Source organism: Microbacterium sp. bgisy203, from assembly GCF_057706945.1.
Map to the genome: position 1 here is coordinate 126973 of NZ_JBYIPF010000003.1, position 23992 is coordinate 150964.

Consider the following 23992-nt stretch of genomic DNA (forward strand, 5'->3'; position numbering starts at 1 on the left):
CCGGCGGCCGACGCGGGTCGCTCAGGGGATAGCGTGGGGTGATGGCTGACACCCCCTTCGATTCCCTCGACGACTACATCGCCCTCCCTCGCATCGAAGCGCTCGCCCTCTCGCCCGACGGGACGCGCGCCGTGCTGACGATCGCGACCCTCGGCAAGGACAAGACCGCCTACGAGCGCTCGCTGTGGCAGATCCCCGTCACCGGTGACGCGCCGCCCGTGCGCCTCACGCGCTCGGCGAAGGGCGAGGCGGGAGCATCCTTCACCGCCTCCGGAGACGTGCTCTTCGTCTCGGCGCGCGCCGACGTCGAAGCCGAGGACGACCCGGAGCAGGCGCAGCTGTGGCTCCTGCCCGCCGCGGGTGGCGAGGCGCGCCCCGTCACCCGGCTCGCGGGCGGGGTCTCGGGCGTCACGGTGGCCGAGGCATCCGACCGCATCGTGCTCGGAGCGCCGCTCCTGCCCGCCGCCGAGGACATCGAGGCCGACGCGGTGCTCCGCGCCGACCGGAAGAAGCACAAGGTCCAGGCGATCCTCCATGACGCGTACCCCGTGCGGTACTGGGATCACGACCTCGGGCCCGCGACGCCCGCCCTCCACACCCTGGATCTCTCGGCGCTCGCCGACACGATCGCGGTGCTGGAGGAGGAGGCCGAGGCCGACGAGGGCGCAGAGGGGAAGGATGCCGTCACGCTCCCGCCGCCGTATCCGACGACGCTCCCCCGGCCGCGCCTGCTGGCCCGCGGACGCGACGCCGACGATGCGGGACTCGCGCTCACCCCCGACGGGGCGACCCTCATCGCGTCGCTCCGCGTGGCGCAGGGGCGCGACTCGCGTTACCGGATCGTCGCGATCGACACTGCGACCGGCGCGCAGCGCGTGCTCTTCGACGAGCCCGACACGTTCTTCGAGGCCCCGACGATCAGCCACGACGGCCGGACGCTCGTCTTCGTGAAAGCCGCGATGGGGTCGCCCGACGCGCCGTCGGACCAGGAGCTGTGGGTGTCGGACATCGACGGGCAGGGCGCCCGGCGCATCGCCGACGGCTGGGACCGCTGGCCCACCGGCATCCGCTTCGACACCGATGACACCGCGCTCATCGTGACGGCCGACGACGACGGACGCGGACCGATCTTCCGCGTGCCGCTCGACGGGGGAGAGGTCGAGACGCTCGTTCGCGACGACTTCACCTACACGCACGTCGACGTCGATGCCGCCACCGGCGACCTCGCGGCGCTCCGCTCGAACTGGATGACGCCGCCGCACGCGGTGCGCGTCTCGCGCGACGGCACGGTCACCGCGCTGCGCAGCCCCGTCACGATGCCGGCCCCGGCCGCCGAGATGACCGAGGTCGAGACGACCGCCGCCGACGGCGCGCGCGTGCGCGGGTGGCTGCTGACCCCGCGTGGGGCCTCAGCGGAGACGCCCGCGCCGCTGCTGCTGTGGATCCACGGCGGGCCGCTGAACTCCTGGAACGCGTGGTCGTGGCGGTGGAGCCCGCAGCTCGCCGTCGCCCGCGGGTACGCCGTGCTCCTTCCCGACCCGGCCCTGTCGACGGGGTACGGGCTCGACTTCATCGCCCGCGGCTGGAACGCGTGGGGCGCCGCCCCCTACACCGACCTGATGGCGATCACGGATGCCGTGGAGGCCCGCCCCGAAATCGACGAGACCCGCACGGCGGCGATGGGCGGGTCGTTCGGCGGCTACATGGCCAACTGGGTCGCGGGGCACACCGACCGGTTCCGCGCGATCGTGACCCACGCGAGCCTGTGGGCACTCGACCAGTTCGCCGGGACGACCGACCACTCCGGCTACTGGCAGCGGATCTTCACCCCCGAGGCGATGATCGAGAACTCCCCGCACCGGTTCGTCCGCGACATCGTGACGCCGCTCCTCGTGATCCACGGCGACCGCGACTACCGCGTGCCGATCGGCGAGAGCCTGCGCCTGTGGTCGGAGCTCAACGAGCACTTCGCCGCCGAGGACGGGTCGCTGCCGCACCGGTTCCTGTACTTCCCCGACGAGAACCACTGGGTCTTGGAGCCGCAGCACGCGAAGGTCTGGTACGAGACCGTGTTCGGCTTCCTGGGTGAGCACGTGCTGGGCGAGGGGCCCGAGCGTCCGCGCCTTCTCGGTTGAGGCCTCGGTGATCGAGTGCCGACGCGCAGCGCCGGCACTCGATCACCGAAGGGTTGCGGCCCCGCCGGTCAGTCGCCCTTCACGTTGACGAGCTGGCGGAGCGTGTGCCGGATCTCGACGAGATCCGCGGCATCCGCCATGACCTGATCGATCGGCTTGTACGCCTGCGGGATCTCGTCGATGAAGGCATCCGTGTCACGGAACTCGATCCCCTCCATCGCCGCGCGCAGCTGCGCGTGCGTGAAGGTCCGCCGCGCCGCCGACCGCGAGTACTCCCGGCCGGCGCCGTGCGGTGACGAGTTCAGCGACAGCGGGTTGCCGAGCCCCGACACGACGTACGACGCCGTGCCCATCGACCCCGGAATGAGCCCGGGCCGCCCGGCATCCGCCTGGATCGCGCCCTTCCGCGACACCCACACACGCTTCCCGAAGTGCATCTCGCTCTCGGTGAAGTTGTGGTGGCAGTTGATCCGCTCCTGCTCGATCACGTCCTCACCCATCGCCTCGGAGAGCTGACGCGCCACCCGGTCCATCATCTCTTCGCGGTTGAGGAGCGCGAAGTGTTGGGCCCAGCGCAGCTCCGCGATGTACCGGCGGAACTCCTCCGTCCCCTCGACGAGGTAGGCGAGATCGGGGTCGGGCAGCTCGATCCACCACTGCTTCGCGAGCCGCTGCGCGAGCGCGATGTGGTGCGTGGCGATCTTGTTGCCGACGCCCCGGGAGCCCGAGTGGAGGAACATCCACACGGCATCCGTCTCATCGACCGACACCTCGATGAAGTGGTTCCCCGACCCGAGCGACCCGAGCTGGTGCCGCCAGTGCCCCGCGTAGCGGGCGGGATCGAACTCCTTCGCGGCGGCGAGGTCCTCGAGTTCGGCGACCCGCGGCTCGGCGGTGGCGACGACCTTCCGGTTGTCCCGGCCCGCCGACAGCGGGATCGCGCGCTCGATCGCCTCTCGCAGCGCGCCGAGATCGCGCGCCACGAGCTGCGCCTTCGTGAACTGGGTGCGGACGGCGATCATCCCGCACCCGATGTCGACGCCGACGGCCGCCGGCATGATCGCCCCGAGCGTCGGGATGACGGATCCGACCGTCGCCCCCTTGCCGAGGTGCGCATCGGGCATGAGCGCCAGATGCGGGTAGATGAACGGCATGCGCGACGAGGTGAGCGCCTGCGCGACGGTCTTCTCGTCGATGACGCTCGCCCAGCTGAGCAGCCGGTTCGTGAGCTTCTCCATGATTCCTTTCCTTGTTGTGGAGAGGTCCGAAAGGCTCGGCATGCGGAGAGGGCACACGCGAAAACGCCCCGGACCTTGCGGTGCGGGGCGTGTGACGGTGGCGGCGTCAGACGGCTCGCGCCGGAGGGTACGACTCGTAGCGGTTCTGGGGGTTGCCCAGTTCGGGCTTCACCAGTTCCGCTGCGGGGAGAGTGCGCAGGTGCGCCATCGTCGTGATCCTCCGGTTCGTGTCGTGCCGGTGTCGGCACAGCCTTGCGACACTAGCGGTACGGCGCGCCCATCGTCAACCCTGGTTCGCGCCCGATCCCGCGTCCGTATCGTGGCCGCAGAGGCGGCCCGCACCGCGCCGCCGGAGGAGACGAACGCCATGAGCGAGCAGAACGACAGCGGCCAGCCGGATGCCGACGACACCGACGTCACGGGCAAGGCCGGCGGCCTCGGCGAAGAAGGCACCATCCCGCCCGACCCCGACGGCGTCGCCGCGGGTCACACCGACGAGCCGTCGAACTTCAACCCCGAAGAGGACGAGGAAGCCCCGGCATCCTGACGGCGCGCGCCTGTTCCGTCCGCCGCGAGCCGTCGTCAGGCGGCGGCAGAACGCTTCGCTGCGATGCGCCGCTGGTCGAGCCGCGCGAGGCCGTGGTCGATGACGTAGTAGACGTAGCCGACCGCGATGAGGGCGATCGTGAGGCCCACGATCCACGCGATGACCCCGCCGACGCCGTTCGCCTCGACGTCCATGAACGGGTAGGGCACGCGGGCGCCGCCGCCGAAGTCGCCGCCGAGCGCACCATACGTGAACGCGAAGATCAGATAGATGTAGGGGATGATCGCCCAGAGCACGGGGTCGATCTTCCGGAAACTCCCCTTGGGAATGAACAGCAACCAGTCGACGATGACGAGCACCGGGCAGATGATGTGGACGAGGTTGTCGGTGAGGCTGAACGGCTCGCTCGCGCCCGGCTGCTCGAACAAGTACGGCACCAGGACGATCAGGTAGATGAGCATCGTCACGGTGATCGCCATCATGACGAAGCCCTCACCGCGCGCGGACGGCGTGGAGTAGCCGTACCAGCCCTTCGTCTGCATGTCGCGGACGGTCACGATCGCCGACCACACCATCCACACGAGGCACAGCACGTTGCTCTGCACCGTGAAGAAGAGGAACGACGACCACGACGGGTCGGCGCTCCACAGCCCCGTGACGCGGGCGATGCCGATCAGGATGACGAGCGAGGCCACCGCGCGATACGCGAAGGCGAGGGCGCGATAGGGCAAGGCCATGCCCTCCATCGTATGCGCCCGCGAGGGCCTCAATGCGGGGCGTGGTACTCGGCCTCGCCGCGCTTCCAGTAGCCCTTGACCACGATCTGGTCGGATGCCAGGCCCCACCGGTCGAGAAGCAGCGCCCGGCCGGGCTTGACGATCGCCTGCTCGGCTGCGATGAAGCCGAAGACGTCACCGGCGGGGCGGTCGTCCGCGGTGAGCGCGTCGATGCGGGCTGCCAGGGCCGAGCCGGCGGGCGCATCGCCCCGGTGGACCTGCTCGACGACGACGCCCGCGGGCGCGTCGATGGGCAGTTCGCGTGCGGCGTCGGGAACCTCGACGAGGATGCGGCCGGTGGCCTCGGCATCCATCAGCTGCGCGAAACGGCGCATCGCGGGAACGGCGGTCTCATCTCCCGCGAGTAACCACGCGTCCGGGCGGCCGGTGACCACCATCGACCCGCGCGGGCCGCCGACGCCCGCGAAGGCGCCGATCTCCGCCGACGCCGCCCACACGGCGCCGACGCCGTCGGCGCTGTGCACGTCGGATGCCCCGTGGATCGCGAACTCGAGATCGAGCCATCCGGCGTCGGCGTCCCACGCGAGCGGCGTGTATTCACGGCTCGGGGCGGCGCGCAGCTCCTCGACCGACTCGGTGGGACCTGCGGGGAAGAAGACGCGGATGTGGTCGTCGGAGCCGAGCGATGTGAAGCCGCGGAGGTCGTCGCCCTCGAGGCGGACGCGGACGTACTCGGGGGTGATCCACTCGCGGGCCGCGAGCCGGACGGCGCGGAAACGGAGGTCGAGGCCCTGCCGTTCGAGGCGGAAGGCGGGAGTGGTCTCGGCGGTGGGTTCGGGGGGTGAAGTCGACGTGCTCATCATTCTTAGGTTAGCCTAACCAAGCCGGACGCGTCGTCGACCGGCATCCCCTGCACACTCACCGAGAGATACGTCACGCATGCCTTCTTCGCACCGCACTCGTCTTCGTCCCGCCTCCCGCATGGCCCTCGTCGCGATCGCCGCCGCCGCCGCGATCGGCCTCGCAGGCTGCTCGTCCGCCGCTGCGCCGGCCGCCAGCCCCTCGGCCACCGCGGAGGCCACCTCGGTCACCGTGACCGACAACCACGGCGAGCAGACGGTCGCCCTGCCGGCCCAGCGCGTCGTCGCGACGGACAACCGGACGATCTCGGTGCTCGACAGCTGGGGCATCGACGTCGTCGCAGCACCGCTCGACATCTTCCCCGCGGGCCTGTCGTACAAGAAGGACGGCTCGGGCGTCATCAACCTCGGCAACCACGGCGAGCCCGACCTCGAGGCCGTCGTCGCCGCCGACCCCGACCTGATCATCAACGGTCAGCGCTTCGCGTCGCACTACGCGTCGCTCCAGACGCTCGCACCCAACGCGACCATCATCGAACTCGACCCGCGCGAGGGCGAAGACTTCGGCGACGAGCTGAAGCGTCAGGTCACGGTCCTCGGCGAGGTGTTCGGCAAGCAGGACGAGGCGGCGAAGCTCGTCGCCGACTACGACGAGTCGGTCGAGCGCGTGAAGAAGGCGTACGACGGTCAGTCCGTCATGGGCGTCATCACCTCCGGTGGCGAGATCAACTACGCTGCCCCCTCGACCGGCCGCACGCTCGGCCCGGTGTTCGACATCCTCGCCCTCACCCCGGCGCTGTCGAGCGACGGCTCGACCGACCACCAGGGCGACGACATCTCGGTCGAGGCGATCGCCGCCTCGAACCCCGAGTGGATCCTCGTCATGGATCGCGACGCGGGCGTCAGCGCGAACACCGACGAGGAGTACACGCCCGCCGCCGACCTGCTCACCTCCTCCGCGGTGCTGAAGAACGTCCCCGCGGTCAAGAACGGCCACATCGTGTACATGCCGGCCGGCACCTACCTCGATGAGGGCATCGTCACCTACACGACGTTCTTCAACAGCCTCGCAGACGCTCTTGAGAGCGCCTCCTGAGTTCGGAAGCAGTGATCCCGCTGTCCCCGAGCGACACCGCGCTGCGCGGCATCCCCGACCGGATGCCGCGCAGCGCGCGCCCGCGTTCGCGCCAGCGCCTCTTCACGTGGCCGCTCCTGGTCGGCGTGGTGGTCGTCCTCGCTCTCGTGACGCTGTCTCTGTTCGTCGGGGTCTACGACATCTGGAACGATCCCGACGGCCTCACCGTCTTCTTCGCGACCCGCATCCCCCGGACGGTCGGGCTCGTCCTCGCGGGTGCGGCGATGGCGATGTGCGGGCTCGTGATGCAAATGCTCACCCAGAACCGCTTCGTCGAGCCCACGACCACCGGCACGACCGAGTGGGCGGGGCTCGGACTGCTGCTCGTCATGCTGCTGTTCCCCGAGGCGCCCCTCATGGCGCGGATGATCGGCGCGGTCATCGCCGCGTTCGTCGGGACGATGCTGTTCTTCCTGTTCCTCCGCCGGGTCATGCTCACCTCGTCGATCATCGTGCCGATCGTCGGCATGATGCTCGGCGCCGTCGTCGGCGCGATCTCCACCTACGTCGCCCTGTCGACCAACATGCTCCAGAGCATGGCGATCTGGTTCACCGGGTCGTTCACCTCGGTCATGCGCGGCTACTACGAGCCTCTCTGGGTCGTCCTGATCGTCGTGGTCATCATCTTCATCGCCGCCGACCGCTTCACGATCGCCGGCCTCGGCGAGCAGGTCGCGACGAGCGTCGGGCTCGACTACCGGCGCATCCTCCTCATCGGGACGATGCTCATCGCCCTCGCCACCGGCGTCGTGACCGTCGTCGTCGGAAACCTCCCGTTCCTGGGGCTCATCGTCCCGAACGTCGTCTCGCTCATGCGCGGCGACGACCTCCGCTCGAACCTGCCGTGGGTCGCGCTGGGCGGCGTCGCGCTCATCACCGCGTGCGACATCCTCGCGCGCGTCGTGAACATGCCCTTCGAGGTGCCCGTCTCCCTGATCCTCGCGATGGTCGGCTCGGTCGCCTTCATCGCCCTCCTCCTGAGGCAGCGTCGTCGTGCCTGATCCGCGTACGCTCACGACAGCGGTGACGAGGGATGCCTCGGCATCCGGCTCCCGCTCCGGCTCCGCGCGCCACGTCGGTGCGTTCCCGTCGCGGGCGCGTGCCCGCCGGTACGGCGTGCTGCTGGTCGTCCTGGCCGTCGCCGCCGTCGCGATCGCCGTCGGCATCCTCGCGTGGGACAACCCCGCCCCCGCCGGCAGCGACGGGTTCTGGCGCATCGCGCAGCTGCGCGTCGAGAGCCTCGCGGTGATCCTCGTCGTCGCGTGCTGCCAGTCGATCGCCACGATCACGTTCCAGACCGTCGTCGGCAACCGCATCGTGACGCCCTCGCTCCTCGGGTTCGAGTCGCTCTACACGGCGATCTCGACGACGATGATCTTCGTCTTCGGCGTCTCGGGCGTGCTGATCCTGCAGGGCGTCGGCGCGTACCTGCTGCAGATCCTGCTGATGCTCGTGTTCGCCGGCATCCTCTACGGGTGGCTCCTGTCGGGCAAGTACGCGAACGTGCAGATCATGCTGCTCGTCGGGATCATCCTCGGGGGTGCGCTCGCCGCGTTCTCGACCTTCCTCCAGCGCCTGCTGACCCCGACGGAGTTCGACCTGCTCACGGCGCGCCTGATCGGCTCGGTCGCGAACGCCGACGTCGCCTACCTGCCCTACGCCGTGCCGCTCGCGGCGCTCGCGATCGTCGCGCTCGTCTGGGGCGGACGCCGGCTCGACGTCATCGCCCTCGGACGCCCGGTCGCGCTGGGTCTCGGCGTCTCGCATCGGCGCGACTCGATCCTGGCCCTCCTCGCGGTATCGGTGCTCATGGCGGTGTCGACCTCGCTCATCGGTCCCATGACCTTCTTCGGGTTCCTCGTCGCGATGCTCACCTACCAGCTCGCCGACACGTATTCCCACCGCCGCATGTTCGCGATGTCGTGGCTCGTCGGGTTCGTCGTTCTGGGAGGTGCGTACTTCGTCATGAAGCACGTCTTCTACGCGGCGGGTTCGGTCGGGATCATCGTCGAGATCGTCGGCGGCACCTTCTTCCTCGTCTACCTCCTCCGAAAGGGGCGCCTGTGATCACGCTCGATGCCGTCGAGAAGCGCTACAGCACCGATGTCGCGATCGGGCCCGTCACCCTCGACCTGCCCGCGGGCGGCATCACGGCGCTCGTCGGACCCAACGGCGCCGGCAAGTCGACGCTGCTCACCATGATCGGGCGGCTTCTCGAAGCGGATGCCGGCAGCATCTCGATCGGCGGCCATGACGTCGCCTCGACCCGTTCGCGCGAGCTCGCGAAGGTCGTCGCGATCCTCCGTCAGGAGAACCACTTCGTGACGCGGCTGACGGTGCGCCAGCTCGTCGGGTTCGGGCGCTACCCGTACTCGCAGGGCAGGCTCACGGCGGATGACGAGGCGATCATCGACCGGTCGATCGACTTCCTCGGGCTCGGCGCGCTCGAAGGTCGCTACCTCGACGAGCTGTCGGGAGGTCAGCGCCAGCGCGCGTACGTCGCGATGGTCCTTGCGCAGGACACCGACTACGTCCTGCTCGACGAGCCGCTCAACAACCTCGACATCCAGCACGCCGTGCAGATGATGCGCCACCTCCACCGTGCGGCGGCGGAGCTCGGGCGGACGATCGTCGTGGTGCTCCACGACATCAACTTCGCGGGACACTACGCCGACCGCATCTGCGCCATGAAGGACGGCCAGGTCGTCGCCTTCGGCGAGCCCGACGAGATCATCCGCGGCGATGTCCTCTCGGAGATCTTCGAGACCCCCGTCGAGGTCGTCGACGGCCCCCGCGGGCGACTCGCCGTCTATTACTGAGGCGGGCTGAAACTGGGGCGAGCGGGGCGAGCGGTCCGCCGTCCCTACAGCTGGGCGCCGTCGTCCCACGGGTCGTCGCGGTGCGGGGCGCGCCCGCGGAACGATTCGTAGGCGATCAGCCAACCGATCGAGATGATCGCGGCGACGAACAGTCCGAACCAGACGCTGCCCATGATGAGCCCGAACAGGATGCCGAGGGCCACGAGCACGACCGTGCCCCACAGCCACCCCCAGCGGCCCCGCGGCCAGCCGGAGGAGCCACGCGGGTCGTCGCCGGGTTCGTCTGCGCCTGCGAAGGTCATGCCCCCACTGTAGGTGCGGCGCCGACGCCGCGCTCGGAGATCAGGTCACCGACACCCACAAGGCATCCGCCGTCGCCGAGCCTGGGCGGGGCGGCGGATCAGCGCCGTCGGTGATCCTCCGGCGCGACGCGCGGACCGCGCCGCGGCTCGAACGCGCCGCTCAGCCCGATCAGCCGGATCACCCGCTGGCGGTGTCCGCGCCACGGCTCCAGCAGGGCGACCATGCCGTCGTCGTCCACGCGACGCCCCGTGAGGGCGTAGCCGACCTGATGGGCGAGGTGGTAGTCGCCGACGCTCACGGCATCCGCATCGCCGAACGCGCGGATGCGCGCCTCCGCGCTCGTCCACGCACCCACACCGGGAAGGCTCGTGAACACCGCGTCGCGCTCGTCGCCGTCAGAGGCCGCGGACGCCGCCGCCTCGATCGACGCGCGTCGCCGCGCCGCCCGGACGACGGCCTGTGATTGCGGCGGCTCGAGTCCCGCGCGGTGCCACGTCCAGCTGGGGACGAGGCGCCAGTCGGCGGGCGGGGCGAACATCGGGCGTGGGGTGGGGCCGGGGGCGCGCTCGCCGCACCAGGTGAGGATCATCCGCCACGCGCCGAACGCCTGCAGCGCCGTGACCTTCTGCTCGAAGATCGCGCTCGCGAGGGCATCGAACACGAGGTCGGTGCGGCTGAGGCGGAGGTCGGCGTGACGCCGGTGCACCTCGGCGATGAGGGGGTGGTGATGCGGCTCGAACCCTGCGGGGTCGTCGTCCGCGCCGCACAGGCGCGGCAACTGGTCGAGCGCCCACGCGGCACCCGGGCCCCACGCCGCGGCGCGGATGCGGGTGCGCTCGACGCGGATCGCGAGCGTCGCCACCCCGTCGGGCGTGCGGCTCGCGCGCCAGATCACGCCGCCGACCGTCGTCTGTGCCGGATCGTGGGTGCCGCGCTGCTGATACGCGATCGCGCGGTGCGCGTCGAGGGGATGCCGCGGGCGATACTCGCTCTCGAGCGGGCGTTCGTGTCGGGGGCGCGGGTCGCGGGCGGGGCTTGCGGTGCGTCCCGGCATCCGTGTCGCCGCCCCGTTCGTCATGCCGTCACCCTACGTCAGCACCACCGACATCGCGGTGCGGGGGCCCGGCGGGGGTGCGGTGATCTCGATACACCGCCGCTGCTCGGGTTCCTCGCGAGCAGACCCGCACCTCGACGCTCGGGAACGCCGCCCAAGCTCCCGGAAGCGCCGCCGGAGCCCCAGGGGTCAGAAGCGGTCGGGCGAAGGGGCGCCGTGGCCGAAGCGGATGACGACGTCGGCGTGCCGGTCGAAGCGGTAGCCGATGCCGCGGACCGTGCGGACGATGTCCTCGTAGCGGCCGAGCTTCGCGCGCAGGCGTCGCACGTGCACGTCGATCGTGCGCTCGCCCGGGGCCTCGCCGTCGTCGGTGTGGCTCCACAGCGACGAGACGAGCTCGGTGCGCTCGATCGTGCGGCCCTCGCGGAGCACGAGGTACTGCAGCAGCTCGAACTCCTTGAAGGTGAGCGCGGCGCTCTCGCCGTCGATGTGCACGCGGCGGCGCGAGATGTCGATCGTGACGCCGCCGGGGACGTGGTCCTGGTCAGGCTCGTCGGCCTTCGTACGGGCGACGGCCGACGGCTCATGCAGCGCGAGGCGGACCACATCGACGTCGCGACCGCCGGCGTGGGCGGGGGCGAGGGCGACGGTCGCGTGGCTCTCGGCGTGCGGGGCGAGCTCGGCGAGGGTCTGGCGGAGCGCGGTGACGAGCGTCGAGAGCGAGACGCCGTCGGCGGCGGCCTTCAGTTCATCGATGCCGACATAGAGGGCGAAGCCGCGCGGCGCGGTGCCGACGGGAAGACCGGCGGATGCCGGAGCGGCGGATGCCGGGGCGGCGGGAGCCGTGGCCACGGGCGCCAGCGGAACATCGACGGCGTGCAGGTGACGAGCCGGTGAAAGCGTGGCGGCGGCGGTGGCGGGCGGGGTGAGGAGGGCGGTGGTCGACATGGGAGCGAGTCCTTCGGGGTGGAACCCGGGCGGAGGTGCCGGAGCGGGTTCGGGTGTGTGCGGCGAAGGGCCGGCCGACTCGGAGGAGAAAGAGGAGCGGGAGTCGGAGGAGGCCGTGTGCGAGGCATCCGTCATCCGCGTTGTGCGCGGGAGGAGACGGCGGCTCGGGGGTCGTGATGATCCCTGTTCCGAGACAGAGTGCTCAGAGAATCAGGGGCGACCCGGCGGGGGTGACCGTCAGGAACACATTCGGCAACACATGGCAACGCGCGGCATCATGATGCCGGCATATCCGTTCGCCTCCCGGGCGGACAGAGTGCGTGCGTTGTCAGTCATGAGGCCGATTATGACGAACGGTGCCGCGATGTGTCAAACGGATCTCCCCGGCATCCGGCTTCATGACGGAATGTGACGGAGCCGACGCGCACGGCACAATCGAAGGATGCCTGCCCCCGCCGACGCGCCGAGCGACGCGCCCGGCGACGCGCCTCGACGCATCCGGATCGTCGGCACGTCGGGGTCGGGCAAGTCCCGTCTCGCCGAGCGCGTCGCAGCCCGGACGGGCCTGCCGCGGCTCGACCTGGACGCCGTGTTCTGGGACCGCGACTGGACGCAGCGCGACGTCGATGAGGCGCGCTCCCTCATCCGCGCCTTCGTCGCGTGCGCTGGGCGTGGACCGCTCACCTTCGCGTCCGTGCCCGCATGCTCGAGCGGATCGCGGCGGGGGAGCCCATTGTGCACCTGGCCGGGCAGCATGCGGTCGACGCGTGGCTCAGCTCCCTCCCGGCTGACCGGGCGTAGCGTGGAGACATGACCGACCTGACGTTTGCCGATGAGAAGGATGCCTCGCGCTACACCCTGCACAAGGGGTCCGACCTCGTGAGCGTCCTGGACTACCGCGATGACGGGCGCACCGTTGCGATGACGCGTGCGTACACGATCCCGACGTTCCGCGGTCACGGCTACGCGGGCGAGCTCGTCGAGCGTGCCGTCGCCGACCTCGAGGCCCGTGGCGACCGCGCCGTGAGCCCTGTCTGCTGGTACGTCGCCGACTGGTTCGACCAGCACCCCGACCGGTCCGGCATCCTCGCCGCGCGTCGCGCGAGCTGATGGCTACCTTCCCACCCGCACCCCGTCAAGCCCCTGACCTGGGGCGTCACGACGGGTGACAGTGGACGCACCGACGACGAAGGGTGCGCCATGTCAGACCAGCGAGAGAAGAACGACCTGCCCGAGGGTGTCATCGACGCCGAGCCCGCCGGAGGGTGGGAGAGCGGCGACGTGAACGACGGGGAGACGCGCGAGCGCTCGGCCGCCGAAGCGCCCGAGGCCGCGCTGCCATCGGATGCCGATGAGGATGCCGACGGGCCGGCGACCGGATACTCCGTCGAGGCTGTCGACGACGTCGACGCCGCCGAGGTCTCGCAGGGCGTCGACGCCGATCTCTCGACGGGCGACGGCTCGTGAGCGAGGGGACCCAGGACGAGCCGGCGCTCGATCAGAACGCCGCGTCCGATCAGGACAAGCTCGACGGCCTCGTCGCGCAGCTACGCGCCGACGTCGCGGGCGAGAACGCCGCCACCGTCGAGCAGGCCGTACGCCGGCGGTTGGACGACACAGGGATCGCGCTCGGCGAGGAGCGGATCGCCGCGCTCGTCGCGGAACTGTCTTCGGGGCGCTGAGCGGGCGGGGCTCGGCCCGCGCCGCTCAGATCTGCGCGAACGCGCGAATCGCCTCGGCGGCCGGACCCGCGTCGCGGATGAGCGTCTCGTGGCCGTGCCCGGCGATCTCGACGCTCTCCGCGGACGGGATCGCGGCGACCACCTCGTCGCACCATTCCGGCGGCGCGACGGGGTCGTCCTCGCCGCGCACGACGAGCGTCGGCGCGGCGACGCGCGGGTAGGAGTCCTCCGGACGGTGTACGAGCATCGCGTGCATCTTGCGCCCGAGGTGAGGTCCGGCGCGCAGGTACTCGCGCGCGCCGAGGATCAGGACCTTGGGGCTCTCGCCCAGGAGGTCCAGGCCGAGCCGGATCAGCTGCGCGAATGCGCTCCGGTGGTGACGGTCAACGGTCGGGGCGACGAGCACGAGCCGGCGCACCGTCGCGGGGTGGCGCACCGCGGTCTCGGTGACGACCTGCGTGCCCATCGAGTGCCCGATGAGGGTCACCGGGCCCCGGTCGAGATGCCGCAGGTACGCGGCCACGAGGTCGCCGAGGCGCTCCATCGTCGGCGTGCGCGGGGGTTCGGGGGCGTCGCCATAGCCGGGGAGGTCGAGCGAGACGACGAGGGCATCGTCCTCGAGACGCTGGGTCAGATCGGCGAACACCTTCCGGCCCATGCCGATCCCGTGCACGAGGACGACCGTGCGCGGGGATGCCTGGTCGCCGCGCTTCTCGGCGATGAGCGTCGCCCCGTCGTACGAGAACTCCTCGATGTCGCCGTCGTCGGTCGGAACGCCCGTCAGCTCATCGATCGCCGTGTCGACGGCATCCGCAGCCTTCTCGACCGGCCCGTCGTCTTTCGCCATGAGATGAGCGTAGGAGGTGGGCGGAGGCGTCTTCTGAGCGAACGGTGAACGCGGATCGCCCCCGCGCCTCCCCGCGGGCATAGCCTGAGTGCGATGTCCACACCGCCCGGCTCTCCGCCCACCGCCAGCATCCCGCTCGGCCACGGCCAGCGCTGGCGCGCGTTCTGGGTGTGCGTGTCGGTCGCGGCGCTCACGATCATGGACCTCAGTAAGGTCAACGTCGCCCTCCCCTCCATCGAGAAGGCACTCGGGGCCTCGCCGACCGAGCTCCAGATCATCGTGTCGGGCTACGTCCTCATGTTCGGCCTCGCCCTCGTGCCGTTCGGACGCCTCGGCGACCAGCGGTCGCGGCGTCAGCTGTTCATCCTGGGCCTCTCGCTCTTCACGATCACGAGCGTCGTCTGCGCCCTCGCGCCCAACGCCGAGGTGCTGTTCGCGGGGCGCCTCGTGCAGGGGCTCGCCGCAGGCATCCAGATGCCGCAGGTCATCGGCACGATCCAGCAGATCTTCGTCGGCAAGGAGCGCGGGCGCGCGTTCGGCCTGTTCGGCGCGACGATCAGCATCGCGACGGCGATCGGCCCGACGCTCGGCGGCCTCATGATCGCGGTCGGCGGCGCGCAGGACGGCTGGCGCTGGATCTTCTGGATCAACGTGCCGCTGTGCCTGCTCGTCCTCGCGGGGGTCATCTTCCTGCTGCCCCGAACGAGGATGCCGAGCGCGTCGCGCCTCGAGCTCGACCCGATCGGCCTCGTGCTGTTCAGCATCATGATCATCACGCTCATGTGGCCGTTCCTCCTGACGACCGGGTCGCCCGACGACGACCCACGGCGCTGGTGGACGCTCGCCCTCGCCGCGGTGTTCGCGGTCGCCTTCGCCTGGTGGGAGCACCGGTATGCGGCATCCGGGCGGGCGCCACTCGTGCCGTTCGCCCTCTTCACCGTCGACTCGTATCGCAACGGCACGCTCATCGCGACGACCTACTTCACGGCGGTGCCGGCACTCTTCCTGCTGACGACGCTGTTCCTCCAGCTCGGCATCGGGCTCGCGCCGGTGTTCGCCGGGATGGTCTCGATCGGCTTCGCGCTCGCGAGTGCCGTCACCGCCTGGTACGGGGGCAACAACGTGGCGCGGCTCGGCCGGCCGCTCGTCGTGTGGGGCGTGGCGATCGTCCTCGTCTCGGCGATCGTCCTCACCGTCGTGGCCTACACCGTCCCGGTCGGGATCGTCGCCTACGCGATGGCCGCGGTCATGATGGTCGCGGGGGCCGGGGCGGGGCTCGTCGTCGCGCCGAACCAGACGCTCACGCTCGCGGAGATCCCGACGCGTTCGGGCGGTCTCGCGGGGTCGGTCGGCCAGCTCGGGCAGCGGATCGGCACGGCGGTCGGCACGGCTGTCGCCCTCTCGCTGTTCTACGCCGCGGTCTACCGCGACGTGGGCGCGGGCCGCGAGGGGATCGACGTCTACCACGATGCCTACGCCTACGGGATGCTCGCGGTCGTCGTCTTCCTCGCGGTCGCCCTCGTGCTCGGTCTCGTCGACCTCGCGGCTCGACGCCGCGAACGCCGGGCGGGCGGCTCGGGGGGCTGATCGCGGCATGCCCTCCGGGCGATGTCGGAGGGTCGATCTACCGTGGAGTCATGCGCATCCTGCACACCTCCGACTGGCATATCGGGCGGACCTTCCACGGTCACTCCACGCTCGAGGCGTTGCGCGGCGTGCTCGAGGCGCTGACCGACCAGGTGCGTGCGCACGACGTCGACGTCGTGATCGTCGCGGGTGACGTGTTCGATTCCGCGACGCCGGCCGCCGCCTGCTACGCCCTCCTCTCCGACACGCTGCGCGGCCTCGCCGCCACCGGTGCCGAGGTGATCGTCACGAGCGGCAACCACGACTCGGCCGCCCGGCTCGGCTTCCAATCGGGGCTGCTCCGCAGCGGCATCCACGTGCTCACCGACCCCGCGGCGGTCGGCATCCCCGTGACGGTGCGCGACGCGCACGGGCCGGTGCACGTATATGGCATCCCCTTCCTCGAACCGGCGCTGGTGCGACACACCTGGCCCGACGCGCGTTCGCAGGCGGGCGCCCTCGGGCACGCGATGGGTCTCGTCCGCGCCGATCTCGCCGCCCGAGAGGCGAGCGGAGAACGCGGCCGGTCGGTCGCGATCGCGCACTGCTTCGCGGCGGGGGTTGAACCGACACCGCATCTCGAGCGCGACATCCAGCAGGGCGGCCTCGACGTCGTACCGCTTCAGGCCTTAGACGGCGTGGATTACGCCGCGCTCGGCCACATCCACGGACGGCAGACGCTCGCGCCGCACATCCGGTACGCGGGAGCGCCGCTGCACTACAGCTTCGGCGAGGGCGACAAGCCGCGCGGTTCGTGGCTCGTCGAGCTGGATGCCGAGGGGCTTGGGGACGTCGAATGGCTTCCGCTACCGGTGCCTCGGCGTCTGCGGACGCTGCGCGGCGCGTTCGACGAGCTTCTCGCCGACCCGGGCCTCGCCGATGCCGAAGACGCCTGGGTGTGCGTCGAGTACACCGACATGCTTCCCCAGACCGACCCGCTGCGGCGGCTGCAAGAACGGTTCCCGTTCTGCGCGAAGGTCGTGCACGCACCCGCCGTGACGGCGGAGAGCGACGGGCGCTCGTACGTGCAGCGCGTGCGGTCGGCCCGCAGCGACACGGAGCTGCTGGATGCCTTCCTCGCGCACGTGCGCTCGGGTGAGGGCCTCACCGACCGCGAGAGCGACGTGTGGAACGACGTGCGCGACGAGCGGGTGCGCACCGGGGCGGGAGAGGGCGTCGGCGCCGCGCCGGCGGCCGCGGTCGTACGCGGCGACGCGGCGGGGGTGGGCGCGTGAGGCTCCACACGCTCGAACTGACCGGATTCGGGCCGTTCCGTGAAACACAGCGCATCGATTTCGACGCGTTCGCCGGCGACGGGCTGTTTCTCATCTCGGGGCGGACGGGTACGGGCAAGTCGAGCATCCTCGACGGCGTGAGCTTCGCGCTCTACGGCACCGTGCCGCGCTACGACGGTGCCGAGAAGCGCCTGCGCAGTGACCACAGCGCCCCTGCCGATCCGACCGAGGTGCGCCTCGAGTTCACGATCGGCGACACGCGCTGGCGTGTCACGCGGGCACCCGAGTACGACCGCCCTGCCAAGCGCGCCGGGGGCAAGCGCGGGGGCTTGACGACAGAGCCCGCCCGCGCCGTGCTCGAAGAACGCGTGGGCGAGCAGTGGATCGGCCGCGCCGCGAAGCCGCGTACGGTCGGTGAGACGCTCGGCGAGATCCTCGGACTCAACGCGCAGCAGTTCCAACAGGTGATCCTGCTCGCTCAGAACAAGTTCTCGCGCTTCCTCCTCGCCTCCGGTGACGAGCGGCAGACCCTCCTGCGCACCCTGTTCGGCACGCGCCGTTTCGAGCAGTACCGCGATGCGCTCGATGAGCGTCGCAAAGACGCGCAGCGCCGACTCGACACCGCCGGCGAGCACGCGCGCACCCTGACGGAGCTCGCCCTGCGACTCGTCGCCGAGCACGACCTGGGCGGCGGAGGCGCAGCCGGCGAGGCGACCGGCGACGCGGGGGCCGCGGCAGACGATCTCCTCGCGGCGCAGGCGCGCGCCGACTATCGCGTCGAGCAGGCGGCGACCGCGCGCGAGCAGGCGGATGCCGCGGCATCCGAGGCCTCGCGGCACCTGGTCGAGCGCACCGAGCGCGCGCAGCGTGCCCGCGAGCGCGCGGCCCTGCGCACGCGCCTCGCCGCGCTCGAGGAGCGCGAGCCGGCGATCTCCGCCGACCGCGACCGGCTCGCGGCCGCACGCGTCGCCGAGACGCTCCGCGCGACGCTCGACGTGGTCGACCGTGCGTCCGCCGCCCATGAGGCCGCCGCGCAGCTGGCCGACCGGGCGGAGCAGGAATGGGTCGCGCACGGCGGCGACGCCCTCGCCGACGGGCCGGGCGACCGCGCGGGCGAGAGTCAGGCCGTGGACCTTGGTGAACGGATCGACGCGCTGACCGCCGACATCGCCCGATGGGATGCCGCGGCCGCCCTCGAACGGGAGCAGTCCGAGCGCGAGGCGCGCCTCGAGGCCCAGGCAACCGAGATCGCCGCGCTCGACGCGGAGATCGCCGAGCTCGACGCTCGCCTCGCCGCGGCGCCCGACGAGCGCGCCGCCCTCGAGAACGCGACGGCCGCGGCTCGGGCCGGTGCCGCACGCCGAGACGACCTCGGGGCGCGTCGCGCCGAGCTCGAGGCCCGGCTCGCCGCTGCGCGGGAGGCGGCTCGACTGTCGGAGCGGAGCGTCGCTGCCGAGCGCGAGTATCTCGAGGCCAGCACCGCGGCAGGCGATGCCGCGACCGCGGTCACAGCGCTTCTCGCCCGACGCCTCGCCGGGCACGCGGGCGAACTGTCGGCCGCCCTCGTCGACGGCGAGCCCTGCGCCGTCTGCGGATCGACCAGCCACCCCGCGCCCGCTCCATCGTCCGACGACCCCGTCACCGACGACGCGCTCGCCGACGCGGAAGCGGCACGCGAGGGCGCGCAGCGCGGCGCGGCCGATGCCGCCGAGGCGGCCCGCGTCGCGCGCGAGGCACTCGCCGCCGCCCGCGCGCGTGCGGGCGACCAGAGCGAGCTCGAGCTGGTCGCCGCGCTCGCCGACGTCACCGCGCAGGCGGATGCCGCCGATGCCGCCGCCGACGAGCTCACCGCCCTGACCGAGCGCCTGACCGCGCTCGACCGGCGCATCGACGCCGCGCGCACCGTTCGCGACGACCTGGGAGCGCGCCGCGCGGCCCTCGGGGAGGAGCACGCCGCGACCCGATCCGCCTCGACCGGCGCAGCGCGCACGATCGCCGAGGCGCGCGGCGACTTCCCGACCGTCGCGGCGCGCATCGCGGCAGCGACGGAAGAGCGCGCCCGCGCCCGCGCCCTCGCCACCGCGCGTGAGGCCCGTGACGAACGCGCGCGCGCTCTGGCTGCCGCCGAGGACGATGCGCGCGTCGGCGTGGACGCCGCGGGGCTCTCCTCCGCAGCCGATGCCCGCGCGGCGCTCCTCTCGCCCGCTGAGCGCGACGCGCTCGACGCCCGCATCGCCACGCACGCCGCCGACCTCGCCGGGACGCGTGAGCGCCTGCTCGAACTCGAACTCGTGCTCACCGACGACGATCCCACCGACGCCGATCTCGACGCGGTCTCCGCGGCCGCGCGCGACGCCGACACCACCCGCACCGCCGCGATCGCCGCGCACCTCGACGCGGAGTCGGTCGCGACACGGTTGCGCGACCTCGCCCAGCAGGTCGATGACGCGTCCGCGGCCGTCAGCGGTCTCGCCGACGACGCGGCGGCCGTCATCCGCCTGGCCGACACCGTCGCCGGTCGCGCCCCCAACACGATGAAGATGGACCTCGAGACCTTCGTCCTCGCGGCGGAACTGGAGGAGATCGTCGCGGCGGCGAATCTCCGGCTCACCGAGATGTCATCGGGCCGCTACAGCCTGCACCACTCCGACGCGCGCGCCGCGCGCGGACGCGCCTCGGGGCTCGGCATCGAGGTGCTCGACGCCTACACCGGGCGGATGCGGTCGCCGCAGTCGCTGTCGGGTGGCGAGACCTTCCTCGCGTCGCTGTCCCTCGCCCTCGGCCTCGGCGAAGTCGTGACGTCGCGCGCGGGAGGCATCCGCCTCGACACCCTCTTCGTCGACGAGGGGTTCGGCTCACTCGACCCCGAGACGCTCGACCTTGCGATGCGGACGCTCGATGAGCTGCGCGCCGGCGGTCGTACCGTCGGCGTCATCAGCCACGTCGAGGCGATGAAGGAGCAGATCCCCGCGCAGCTCAGCGTCGAGGCGGCGCCCGAGGGGCCGAGCGTCATCCGGCAGGACGTCGCCGTCCTCGCCTGATCGATCGGGCCGGACGGCCTCCGCCGAGACCGGATCGGGCCGCCGTGCGCAGCGGTCCTGCTCACGCGGACGCGGCAGGGGTGGGGCGCGCGATCCCCTCATGGATGCGTCGCAGGTCGACCAGAAGCGATCCGATGAGCATCCAGTGCCGCGGCGGAACGGTGTTCACCTCGAGCGGACGCGTCAGCGCGGGCGGCTCGTCGCTCACCGGCGCACCGGTCCCCGGCGACGTCAGACGCAGATCGTGGCCCGCGCGGTGCAGCTGCTCCGCGATCGACCCGATCTCGCGGTCGGCGCTGATCGTGTCGTCGTAGTCGTCGACGAACGCCCGCGTCATGCCGATGGTCTGCGTCACGATGGCGAACAGACGCTGCACGTCGGACTCCAGGGCATCGACCTCCCGTGCTCGGGTCCTTCCGCGCGGGTTGAGGGCGAGCGACGATCGTGCGTCGGTGAGCGCGCGCTCGGCATCCGCCACCGAGCCGCGCAGAAGCCGCGCGTCGTCGAGCAGCGTCTGCAGCTGCGCGGCGCTCTGCGGCGCGACGAGCGCGTCGGCGAGTGCCTCGAGGCTGCGCGCGGTGGCGTCGTTCACCGCGCCGACCTTCTGCTGCGCCGGGGCGAGGCTCAGCGGCGGCACGATGACGACGTTGACGATCAGACCGATGAGCGCGCCGATCGCCGTCTCGAGAACGCGATCCACGGCGTAGCCGGGTGTCGCCGATCCCAGTGCGAGGACGAGCATGGCGCTGATGGCGACCTGGTTCGCCGTTCCGGGCGCCGCGCGCAGCCCCCACGCGAGCAGCAGTGCGGCCGCGACGGCGAGGGCTATCGCCCAGAACCCGTTGCCGAGGAGCAGCCCGATCGCCGAAGCGACGAGCACTCCCGTGATCACCCCCACCGTTCGCTCGACTCCCCGCCCGAAGGATTCGCCGACGCTGGGCTGAACCGTGAGCAGGGCGGCGATCGCAGCGAACACCGGCGGCGGGCCGGGGATGAGGGCGCCCGCGACGAGCCACGCCGCGATCGTCGCGACAACCGACTTGACGACCTGCAGAAGGGGCGTGCGCCGGGCGACGCGGAGCGACCATTTCATGTCCACACGCTACGCGCTGACGTCGGTCCCCGCGCCGGTCGCCGCGGACCGAGGCCTAGGCTGGAGACATGAGCAAGAGCACGGTGCTGACCATCCTCGGCGCGATCGTCGCGATCGTGATCGCGTGGTTCCTCGTCGACGTCGTCTTCAAGGTCGCGTGGTTCTTCGCGAAGGTCGGGATCGTCGCGGTCGTCGCCGTGGTCATCTTCGTCCTGCTGCAGCTGCTGCTGCGCCGCCGCGAAGACTGACCCGACCCCCACCCTCCCACGTGCGCGCGAAGCCCTCGCCGCGCGACGAAACTCCCGTCACGCGACGACGAGCCCCCGCCGCGCGACGCGAGGTCGCAGCGACGGGGGCTCGAATCGGGCCGAGACCAGCTCAGCGCAGGTAGGTGTCCGCGGAGTCGTAGATCGTCTGGTACAGCGAGCGCAGCTGGTCGGCGGTGATCGCGCCGCCCATCGAAGGCAGCGTCTGCTCGACGATCGCGTCGATGCCGTCCGGTCCGGTCACGAGCAGGCCCCGGCCGACCGTCAGCAGGGTGTCGTCGGTGAACACGCTGTCGACGATCTCCGGCGTGATCGAGGGGTCGAGCTGCCCCATGATGTCCTGCACCTTCGGGCGCACATCGGCGAGATACGCCGCCTCGTCGCCGGCCGACGCGTCGGGGGCGGTCGCCTCCGGTGAGGGCGAGGCGGATGCCTCATCGGTCGGCGTCGGCGCGGGGCTCTCGCTCGCGTCGGTGGTCGCCGTCGGGGCGGGCGTCGTCGACGTGCCGCCGGCTGCGAGACCGATGAACACCAGCGAGGCCAGGAGGGCGACGACGCCCAGGATGCCGCCGACGACCGACAGCACGAGTGCGGTGATGCTGAGGGGCTTTCCGCCGTTGCGCTTGCCGACAAGGCCGACGATCGACACGATCAGCGCGATCAGCAGCACGAGGCCGCCGAGGAGCACGGCGAAGAAGCCGAACCACGGAATCGGGACGAAGCCGAAGAGCACGAGCACGACGCCGACGATCGCGAGGATCAGGGCCGTCCAGGCGACGCCCTTGGAACGCGTGTCGGGCGCAGAGGGGCCCGTGCCGTTGGGCTGCTGGGGGTAGCCCGGCTGACCGTACCCGGCGGGGGGAACGGCGCCGCCCGCGGGCGGCTGCGCCGCGTAGGCGGGCTGTTGCGCCTGGTAGGCCGGCGGGTAGACCTCGGTCGGCTGCGTGGGCTCGACCGGGCGCTGGGGCTCCGCCGGGTCGTTGGGCGGTGTGTTCGACATGATGTCCTTCGTCGGTGGGAGAGTCGGTGGTGAAAGTCGGTGGGATGAGATGTCCCGGCGACGCGCGAAAGCGACGGGCCGCCAGAACGAGGCTACCGGCCTCAGACGCCGTAGCGCTTCGTGATCTCCTGCCGCAGCGTCACACTGCAAGCCGCCACGGCCTCGTCCCAGTGGGTGGTGGCGCCGTCCTGCGCGTTGTCCGACACGGCCTTCAGTACGGTGATCGGCACGCCGTACTGTTGCGCGACCCAGATGTACGCGTAGGCCTCCATGTCGACGAGCGTCGCGCCCAGGCCGCGGATGAACGCCACGGCATCCGCATCGTCGACGAAGCTGTCGCCCGTCGCGATCGTCGCCGTTCCGCGGCCGGTCTCGACGCGCGCCGGGAGGGACACGTGCTGACCCGCGACGCCCTCGAGGTCGGTGACGTCGTGCTGGATCGCCACGGCGATGTCGAACACACCGGATGCCTCGACGGAACCGGCCGGCGCGAGCGAGCCCGCCGTCCCGACGACGACGATCTCGTCGACGCGGCCGGCCTCGAGGCGCCGCGTGAGGGAGTACGCCGCCTTCAGCTTTCCGGGGCCGGTGACGAGGCGCTCGAACCCGGCGGGGTCGAGGTCGAAGGCGACGAGTTCGGAGTCCAGGGCGGCGACGAGGAGTTTCACCCCTCCAGTGTCCCATCGAGGCGGCATCTCACCTTTTTCACACCGGTGCGCACCGCCCGCGTGGCGTCATCGTGGTCCAAGATGGGGGCGAGGGGTGTCTTCGCGTCGGCGGGGCGCCCGTCGTGCGGATTCAGCGATCGGAGCGATCATGGCCTTGCAGACCGTCCTTCTCGAGACTCCTCCGGAGTTCACCGCGCGCCTCGGCTGGGACCCAGGCACGACGGTCCACGATCGGCGTCGCATCATCGCGCAGGAACTCATCGCCGGCAGGCTCTCCTGCGAGGCGAAGGACATCCGCATCGAGCGGGAGGCGCCGCGCGGCTTCGGCTATCACACACGTCTGATCGCCTCGCGCGACGGCGAGGAGTTGCCGATTGCGATCGTGACGGCGAGCTACCGCGCCGCGACCGTCGTCGCGATCTGCGACCCGGGGCTGCCGCTCGGCATCGACATCCGCGACATGAATCCGGATGCCGCGGACATCCGCCTCATGCAGAAGCACTCGAGTCTCATCGATGAGAGCAACATCCCCGACCTCCTGCAGCACTGGGTGCGCGTGCAGGCGGTGCTCGAGGCCGACGGACGCGGCGTGCGTGTCGCTCCGGAGCGCGTCAAGCTCGACCCGGGTCGGAACCTCGGGTGGATCCCCGACCGCAAGATGCGCTACAAGCTCATCGACGCGTCGCGCGACGGCTGGGTCATCACGCTGGCCATGGGCATCCTGCCGAAGGAGTGAGCGCGGGCGCCGGCAGGAGGGG

At 71.5% G+C, this 23992-nt stretch carries 25 protein-coding genes; 15 read left to right on the forward strand and 10 right to left on the reverse strand.

Annotation, left to right across the window (positions count from 1 at the left end):
• Positions 1 to 41 precede the first annotated feature (41 nt).
• Positions 42 to 2135, forward strand: a complete 2094-nt coding sequence (locus AC3ENQ_RS06430) for a S9 family peptidase (RefSeq protein WP_431802840.1) — start codon at positions 42 to 44, stop codon at positions 2133 to 2135.
• Positions 2136 to 2203: 68 nt separating this feature from the next.
• Here the strand turns inward: AC3ENQ_RS06430 and AC3ENQ_RS06435 are convergent, their stop codons facing one another.
• Positions 2204 to 3373: an RtcB family protein gene (locus tag AC3ENQ_RS06435; RefSeq protein WP_431802842.1), complete on the reverse strand. Its 1170-nt coding sequence runs from the start codon at positions 3371 to 3373 to the stop codon at positions 2204 to 2206.
• Between the two features lie 367 nt (positions 3374 to 3740).
• Here AC3ENQ_RS06435 and AC3ENQ_RS06440 point away from each other — a divergent pair, with 367 nt between their 5' ends.
• Complete coding sequence (locus tag AC3ENQ_RS06440) at positions 3741 to 3920, forward strand: hypothetical protein (protein ID WP_431802844.1); 180 nt, start codon at positions 3741 to 3743, stop codon at positions 3918 to 3920.
• Positions 3921 to 3955: 35 nt separating this feature from the next.
• Here the strand turns inward: AC3ENQ_RS06440 and AC3ENQ_RS06445 are convergent, their stop codons facing one another.
• Entirely contained in the window at positions 3956 to 4657 is a 702-nt protein-coding gene (locus AC3ENQ_RS06445; RefSeq protein ID WP_431802846.1) for a Pr6Pr family membrane protein, read from the reverse strand.
• Positions 4658 to 4686: 29 nt separating this feature from the next.
• Complete coding sequence (locus AC3ENQ_RS06450) at positions 4687 to 5517, reverse strand: siderophore-interacting protein (RefSeq protein ID WP_431802848.1); 831 nt, start codon at positions 5515 to 5517, stop codon at positions 4687 to 4689.
• A 79-nt stretch (positions 5518 to 5596) separates the two neighbouring features.
• On the opposite strand from AC3ENQ_RS06450, the gene AC3ENQ_RS06455 reads away from it, so the two are divergent.
• The 4 genes from AC3ENQ_RS06455 (at position 5597) to AC3ENQ_RS06470 (ending at position 9471) form a co-directional block, all read left to right on the forward strand.
• Positions 5597 to 6613 (forward strand): siderophore ABC transporter substrate-binding protein, encoded by a 1017-nt coding sequence (locus AC3ENQ_RS06455; RefSeq protein WP_431802850.1) that lies wholly within the window; start codon positions 5597 to 5599, stop codon positions 6611 to 6613.
• 62 nt (positions 6614 to 6675) lie between these two features.
• Positions 6676 to 7653, forward strand: coding sequence for an ABC transporter permease (locus tag AC3ENQ_RS06460; RefSeq protein ID WP_431803319.1), 978 nt, complete (start codon positions 6676 to 6678; stop codon positions 7651 to 7653).
• Complete coding sequence (locus AC3ENQ_RS06465) at positions 7646 to 8719, forward strand: iron chelate uptake ABC transporter family permease subunit (RefSeq protein WP_431802852.1); 1074 nt, start codon at positions 7646 to 7648, stop codon at positions 8717 to 8719. Before AC3ENQ_RS06460 ends, AC3ENQ_RS06465 begins: the two co-directional genes overlap by 8 nt.
• Positions 8716 to 9471 carry an iron ABC transporter ATP-binding protein gene (locus AC3ENQ_RS06470; RefSeq protein WP_431802854.1) on the forward strand — a complete coding sequence of 252 codons (756 nt, stop codon included), beginning with the start codon at positions 8716 to 8718 and terminating at the stop codon, positions 9469 to 9471. Before AC3ENQ_RS06465 ends, AC3ENQ_RS06470 begins: the two co-directional genes overlap by 4 nt.
• Positions 9472 to 9515: 44 nt before the next feature.
• Here AC3ENQ_RS06470 and AC3ENQ_RS06475 read toward each other — a convergent pair whose 3' ends face one another.
• From AC3ENQ_RS06475 to AC3ENQ_RS06485, 3 genes are all read right to left on the reverse strand, one after another.
• Positions 9516 to 9773, reverse strand: a complete 258-nt coding sequence (locus AC3ENQ_RS06475; protein ID WP_431802856.1) for a hypothetical protein — start codon at positions 9771 to 9773, stop codon at positions 9516 to 9518.
• Positions 9774 to 9871: 98 nt separating this feature from the next.
• A complete protein-coding gene (locus AC3ENQ_RS06480) occupies positions 9872 to 10852 on the reverse strand; it encodes a DNA-3-methyladenine glycosylase family protein (RefSeq protein ID WP_431802858.1) in 981 nt (326 codons plus the stop codon).
• 165 nt (positions 10853 to 11017) lie between these two features.
• Positions 11018 to 11776 carry a winged helix-turn-helix domain-containing protein gene (locus AC3ENQ_RS06485; RefSeq protein WP_431802859.1) on the reverse strand — a complete coding sequence of 253 codons (759 nt, stop codon included), beginning with the start codon at positions 11774 to 11776 and terminating at the stop codon, positions 11018 to 11020.
• Positions 11777 to 12218: 442 nt separating this feature from the next.
• Here AC3ENQ_RS06485 and AC3ENQ_RS06490 point away from each other — a divergent pair, with 442 nt between their 5' ends.
• From AC3ENQ_RS06490 to AC3ENQ_RS06505, 4 genes are all read left to right on the forward strand, one after another.
• Positions 12219 to 12590 carry a P-loop NTPase family protein gene (locus AC3ENQ_RS06490; protein ID WP_431802861.1) on the forward strand — a complete coding sequence of 124 codons (372 nt, stop codon included), beginning with the start codon at positions 12219 to 12221 and terminating at the stop codon, positions 12588 to 12590.
• A complete protein-coding gene (locus tag AC3ENQ_RS06495; protein WP_431802863.1) occupies positions 12587 to 12886 on the forward strand; it encodes a GNAT family N-acetyltransferase in 300 nt (99 codons plus the stop codon). Before AC3ENQ_RS06490 ends, AC3ENQ_RS06495 begins: the two co-directional genes overlap by 4 nt.
• A 90-nt stretch (positions 12887 to 12976) precedes the next feature.
• A complete protein-coding gene (locus AC3ENQ_RS06500; RefSeq protein ID WP_431802865.1) occupies positions 12977 to 13243 on the forward strand; it encodes a hypothetical protein in 267 nt (88 codons plus the stop codon).
• Positions 13240 to 13458, forward strand: coding sequence for a hypothetical protein (locus tag AC3ENQ_RS06505; RefSeq protein WP_431802867.1), 219 nt, complete (start codon positions 13240 to 13242; stop codon positions 13456 to 13458). The genes AC3ENQ_RS06500 and AC3ENQ_RS06505 overlap by 4 nt, the downstream gene beginning before the upstream one ends.
• A gap of 25 nt (positions 13459 to 13483) precedes the next feature.
• On the opposite strand, the gene AC3ENQ_RS06510 is transcribed toward AC3ENQ_RS06505, so the two are convergent.
• Entirely contained in the window at positions 13484 to 14305 is an 822-nt protein-coding gene (locus tag AC3ENQ_RS06510) for an alpha/beta fold hydrolase (RefSeq protein ID WP_431802868.1), read from the reverse strand.
• A gap of 93 nt (positions 14306 to 14398) precedes the next feature.
• On the opposite strand from AC3ENQ_RS06510, the gene AC3ENQ_RS06515 reads away from it, so the two are divergent.
• From AC3ENQ_RS06515 to AC3ENQ_RS06525, 3 genes are read left to right on the forward strand one after another with little or no spacing between them, the layout of a single operon-like run.
• On the forward strand, positions 14399 to 15892 hold the full coding sequence (locus AC3ENQ_RS06515) for an MFS transporter (protein ID WP_431802870.1): 1494 nt from the start codon (positions 14399 to 14401) through the stop codon (positions 15890 to 15892).
• Positions 15893 to 15942: 50 nt separating this feature from the next.
• Entirely contained in the window at positions 15943 to 17166 is a 1224-nt protein-coding gene (locus AC3ENQ_RS06520; protein WP_431802872.1) for an exonuclease SbcCD subunit D, read from the forward strand.
• Entirely contained in the window at positions 17163 to 20207 is a 3045-nt protein-coding gene (locus AC3ENQ_RS06525) for an AAA family ATPase (RefSeq protein WP_431802874.1), read from the forward strand. Before AC3ENQ_RS06520 ends, AC3ENQ_RS06525 begins: the two co-directional genes overlap by 4 nt.
• Before the next feature lie 61 nt (positions 20208 to 20268).
• Here AC3ENQ_RS06525 and AC3ENQ_RS06530 read toward each other — a convergent pair whose 3' ends face one another.
• Positions 20269 to 21300 (reverse strand): FUSC family protein, encoded by a 1032-nt coding sequence (locus AC3ENQ_RS06530; protein ID WP_431802876.1) that lies wholly within the window; start codon positions 21298 to 21300, stop codon positions 20269 to 20271.
• Between the two features lie 68 nt (positions 21301 to 21368).
• Between AC3ENQ_RS06530 and AC3ENQ_RS06535 the strand changes: the two genes are divergently transcribed.
• Positions 21369 to 21548 (forward strand): hypothetical protein, encoded by a 180-nt coding sequence (locus AC3ENQ_RS06535; RefSeq protein ID WP_431802878.1) that lies wholly within the window; start codon positions 21369 to 21371, stop codon positions 21546 to 21548.
• Positions 21549 to 21678: 130 nt separating this feature from the next.
• On the opposite strand, the gene AC3ENQ_RS06540 is transcribed toward AC3ENQ_RS06535, so the two are convergent.
• Together AC3ENQ_RS06540 and AC3ENQ_RS06545 are read right to left on the reverse strand one after the other, a co-directional pair.
• Positions 21679 to 22566, reverse strand: coding sequence for a hypothetical protein (locus AC3ENQ_RS06540; RefSeq protein WP_431802879.1), 888 nt, complete (start codon positions 22564 to 22566; stop codon positions 21679 to 21681).
• Between the two features lie 101 nt (positions 22567 to 22667).
• Entirely contained in the window at positions 22668 to 23234 is a 567-nt protein-coding gene (locus AC3ENQ_RS06545; RefSeq protein WP_431802881.1) for a phosphorylase family protein, read from the reverse strand.
• Positions 23235 to 23382: 148 nt separating this feature from the next.
• Between AC3ENQ_RS06545 and AC3ENQ_RS06550 the strand changes: the two genes are divergently transcribed.
• The gene (locus AC3ENQ_RS06550; RefSeq protein ID WP_431802883.1) at positions 23383 to 23970 is read left to right on the forward strand and encodes a 4'-phosphopantetheinyl transferase family protein; all 588 of its coding nucleotides are present in this window, start codon (positions 23383 to 23385) and stop codon (positions 23968 to 23970) included.
• Positions 23971 to 23992: the final 22 nt, after the last annotated feature.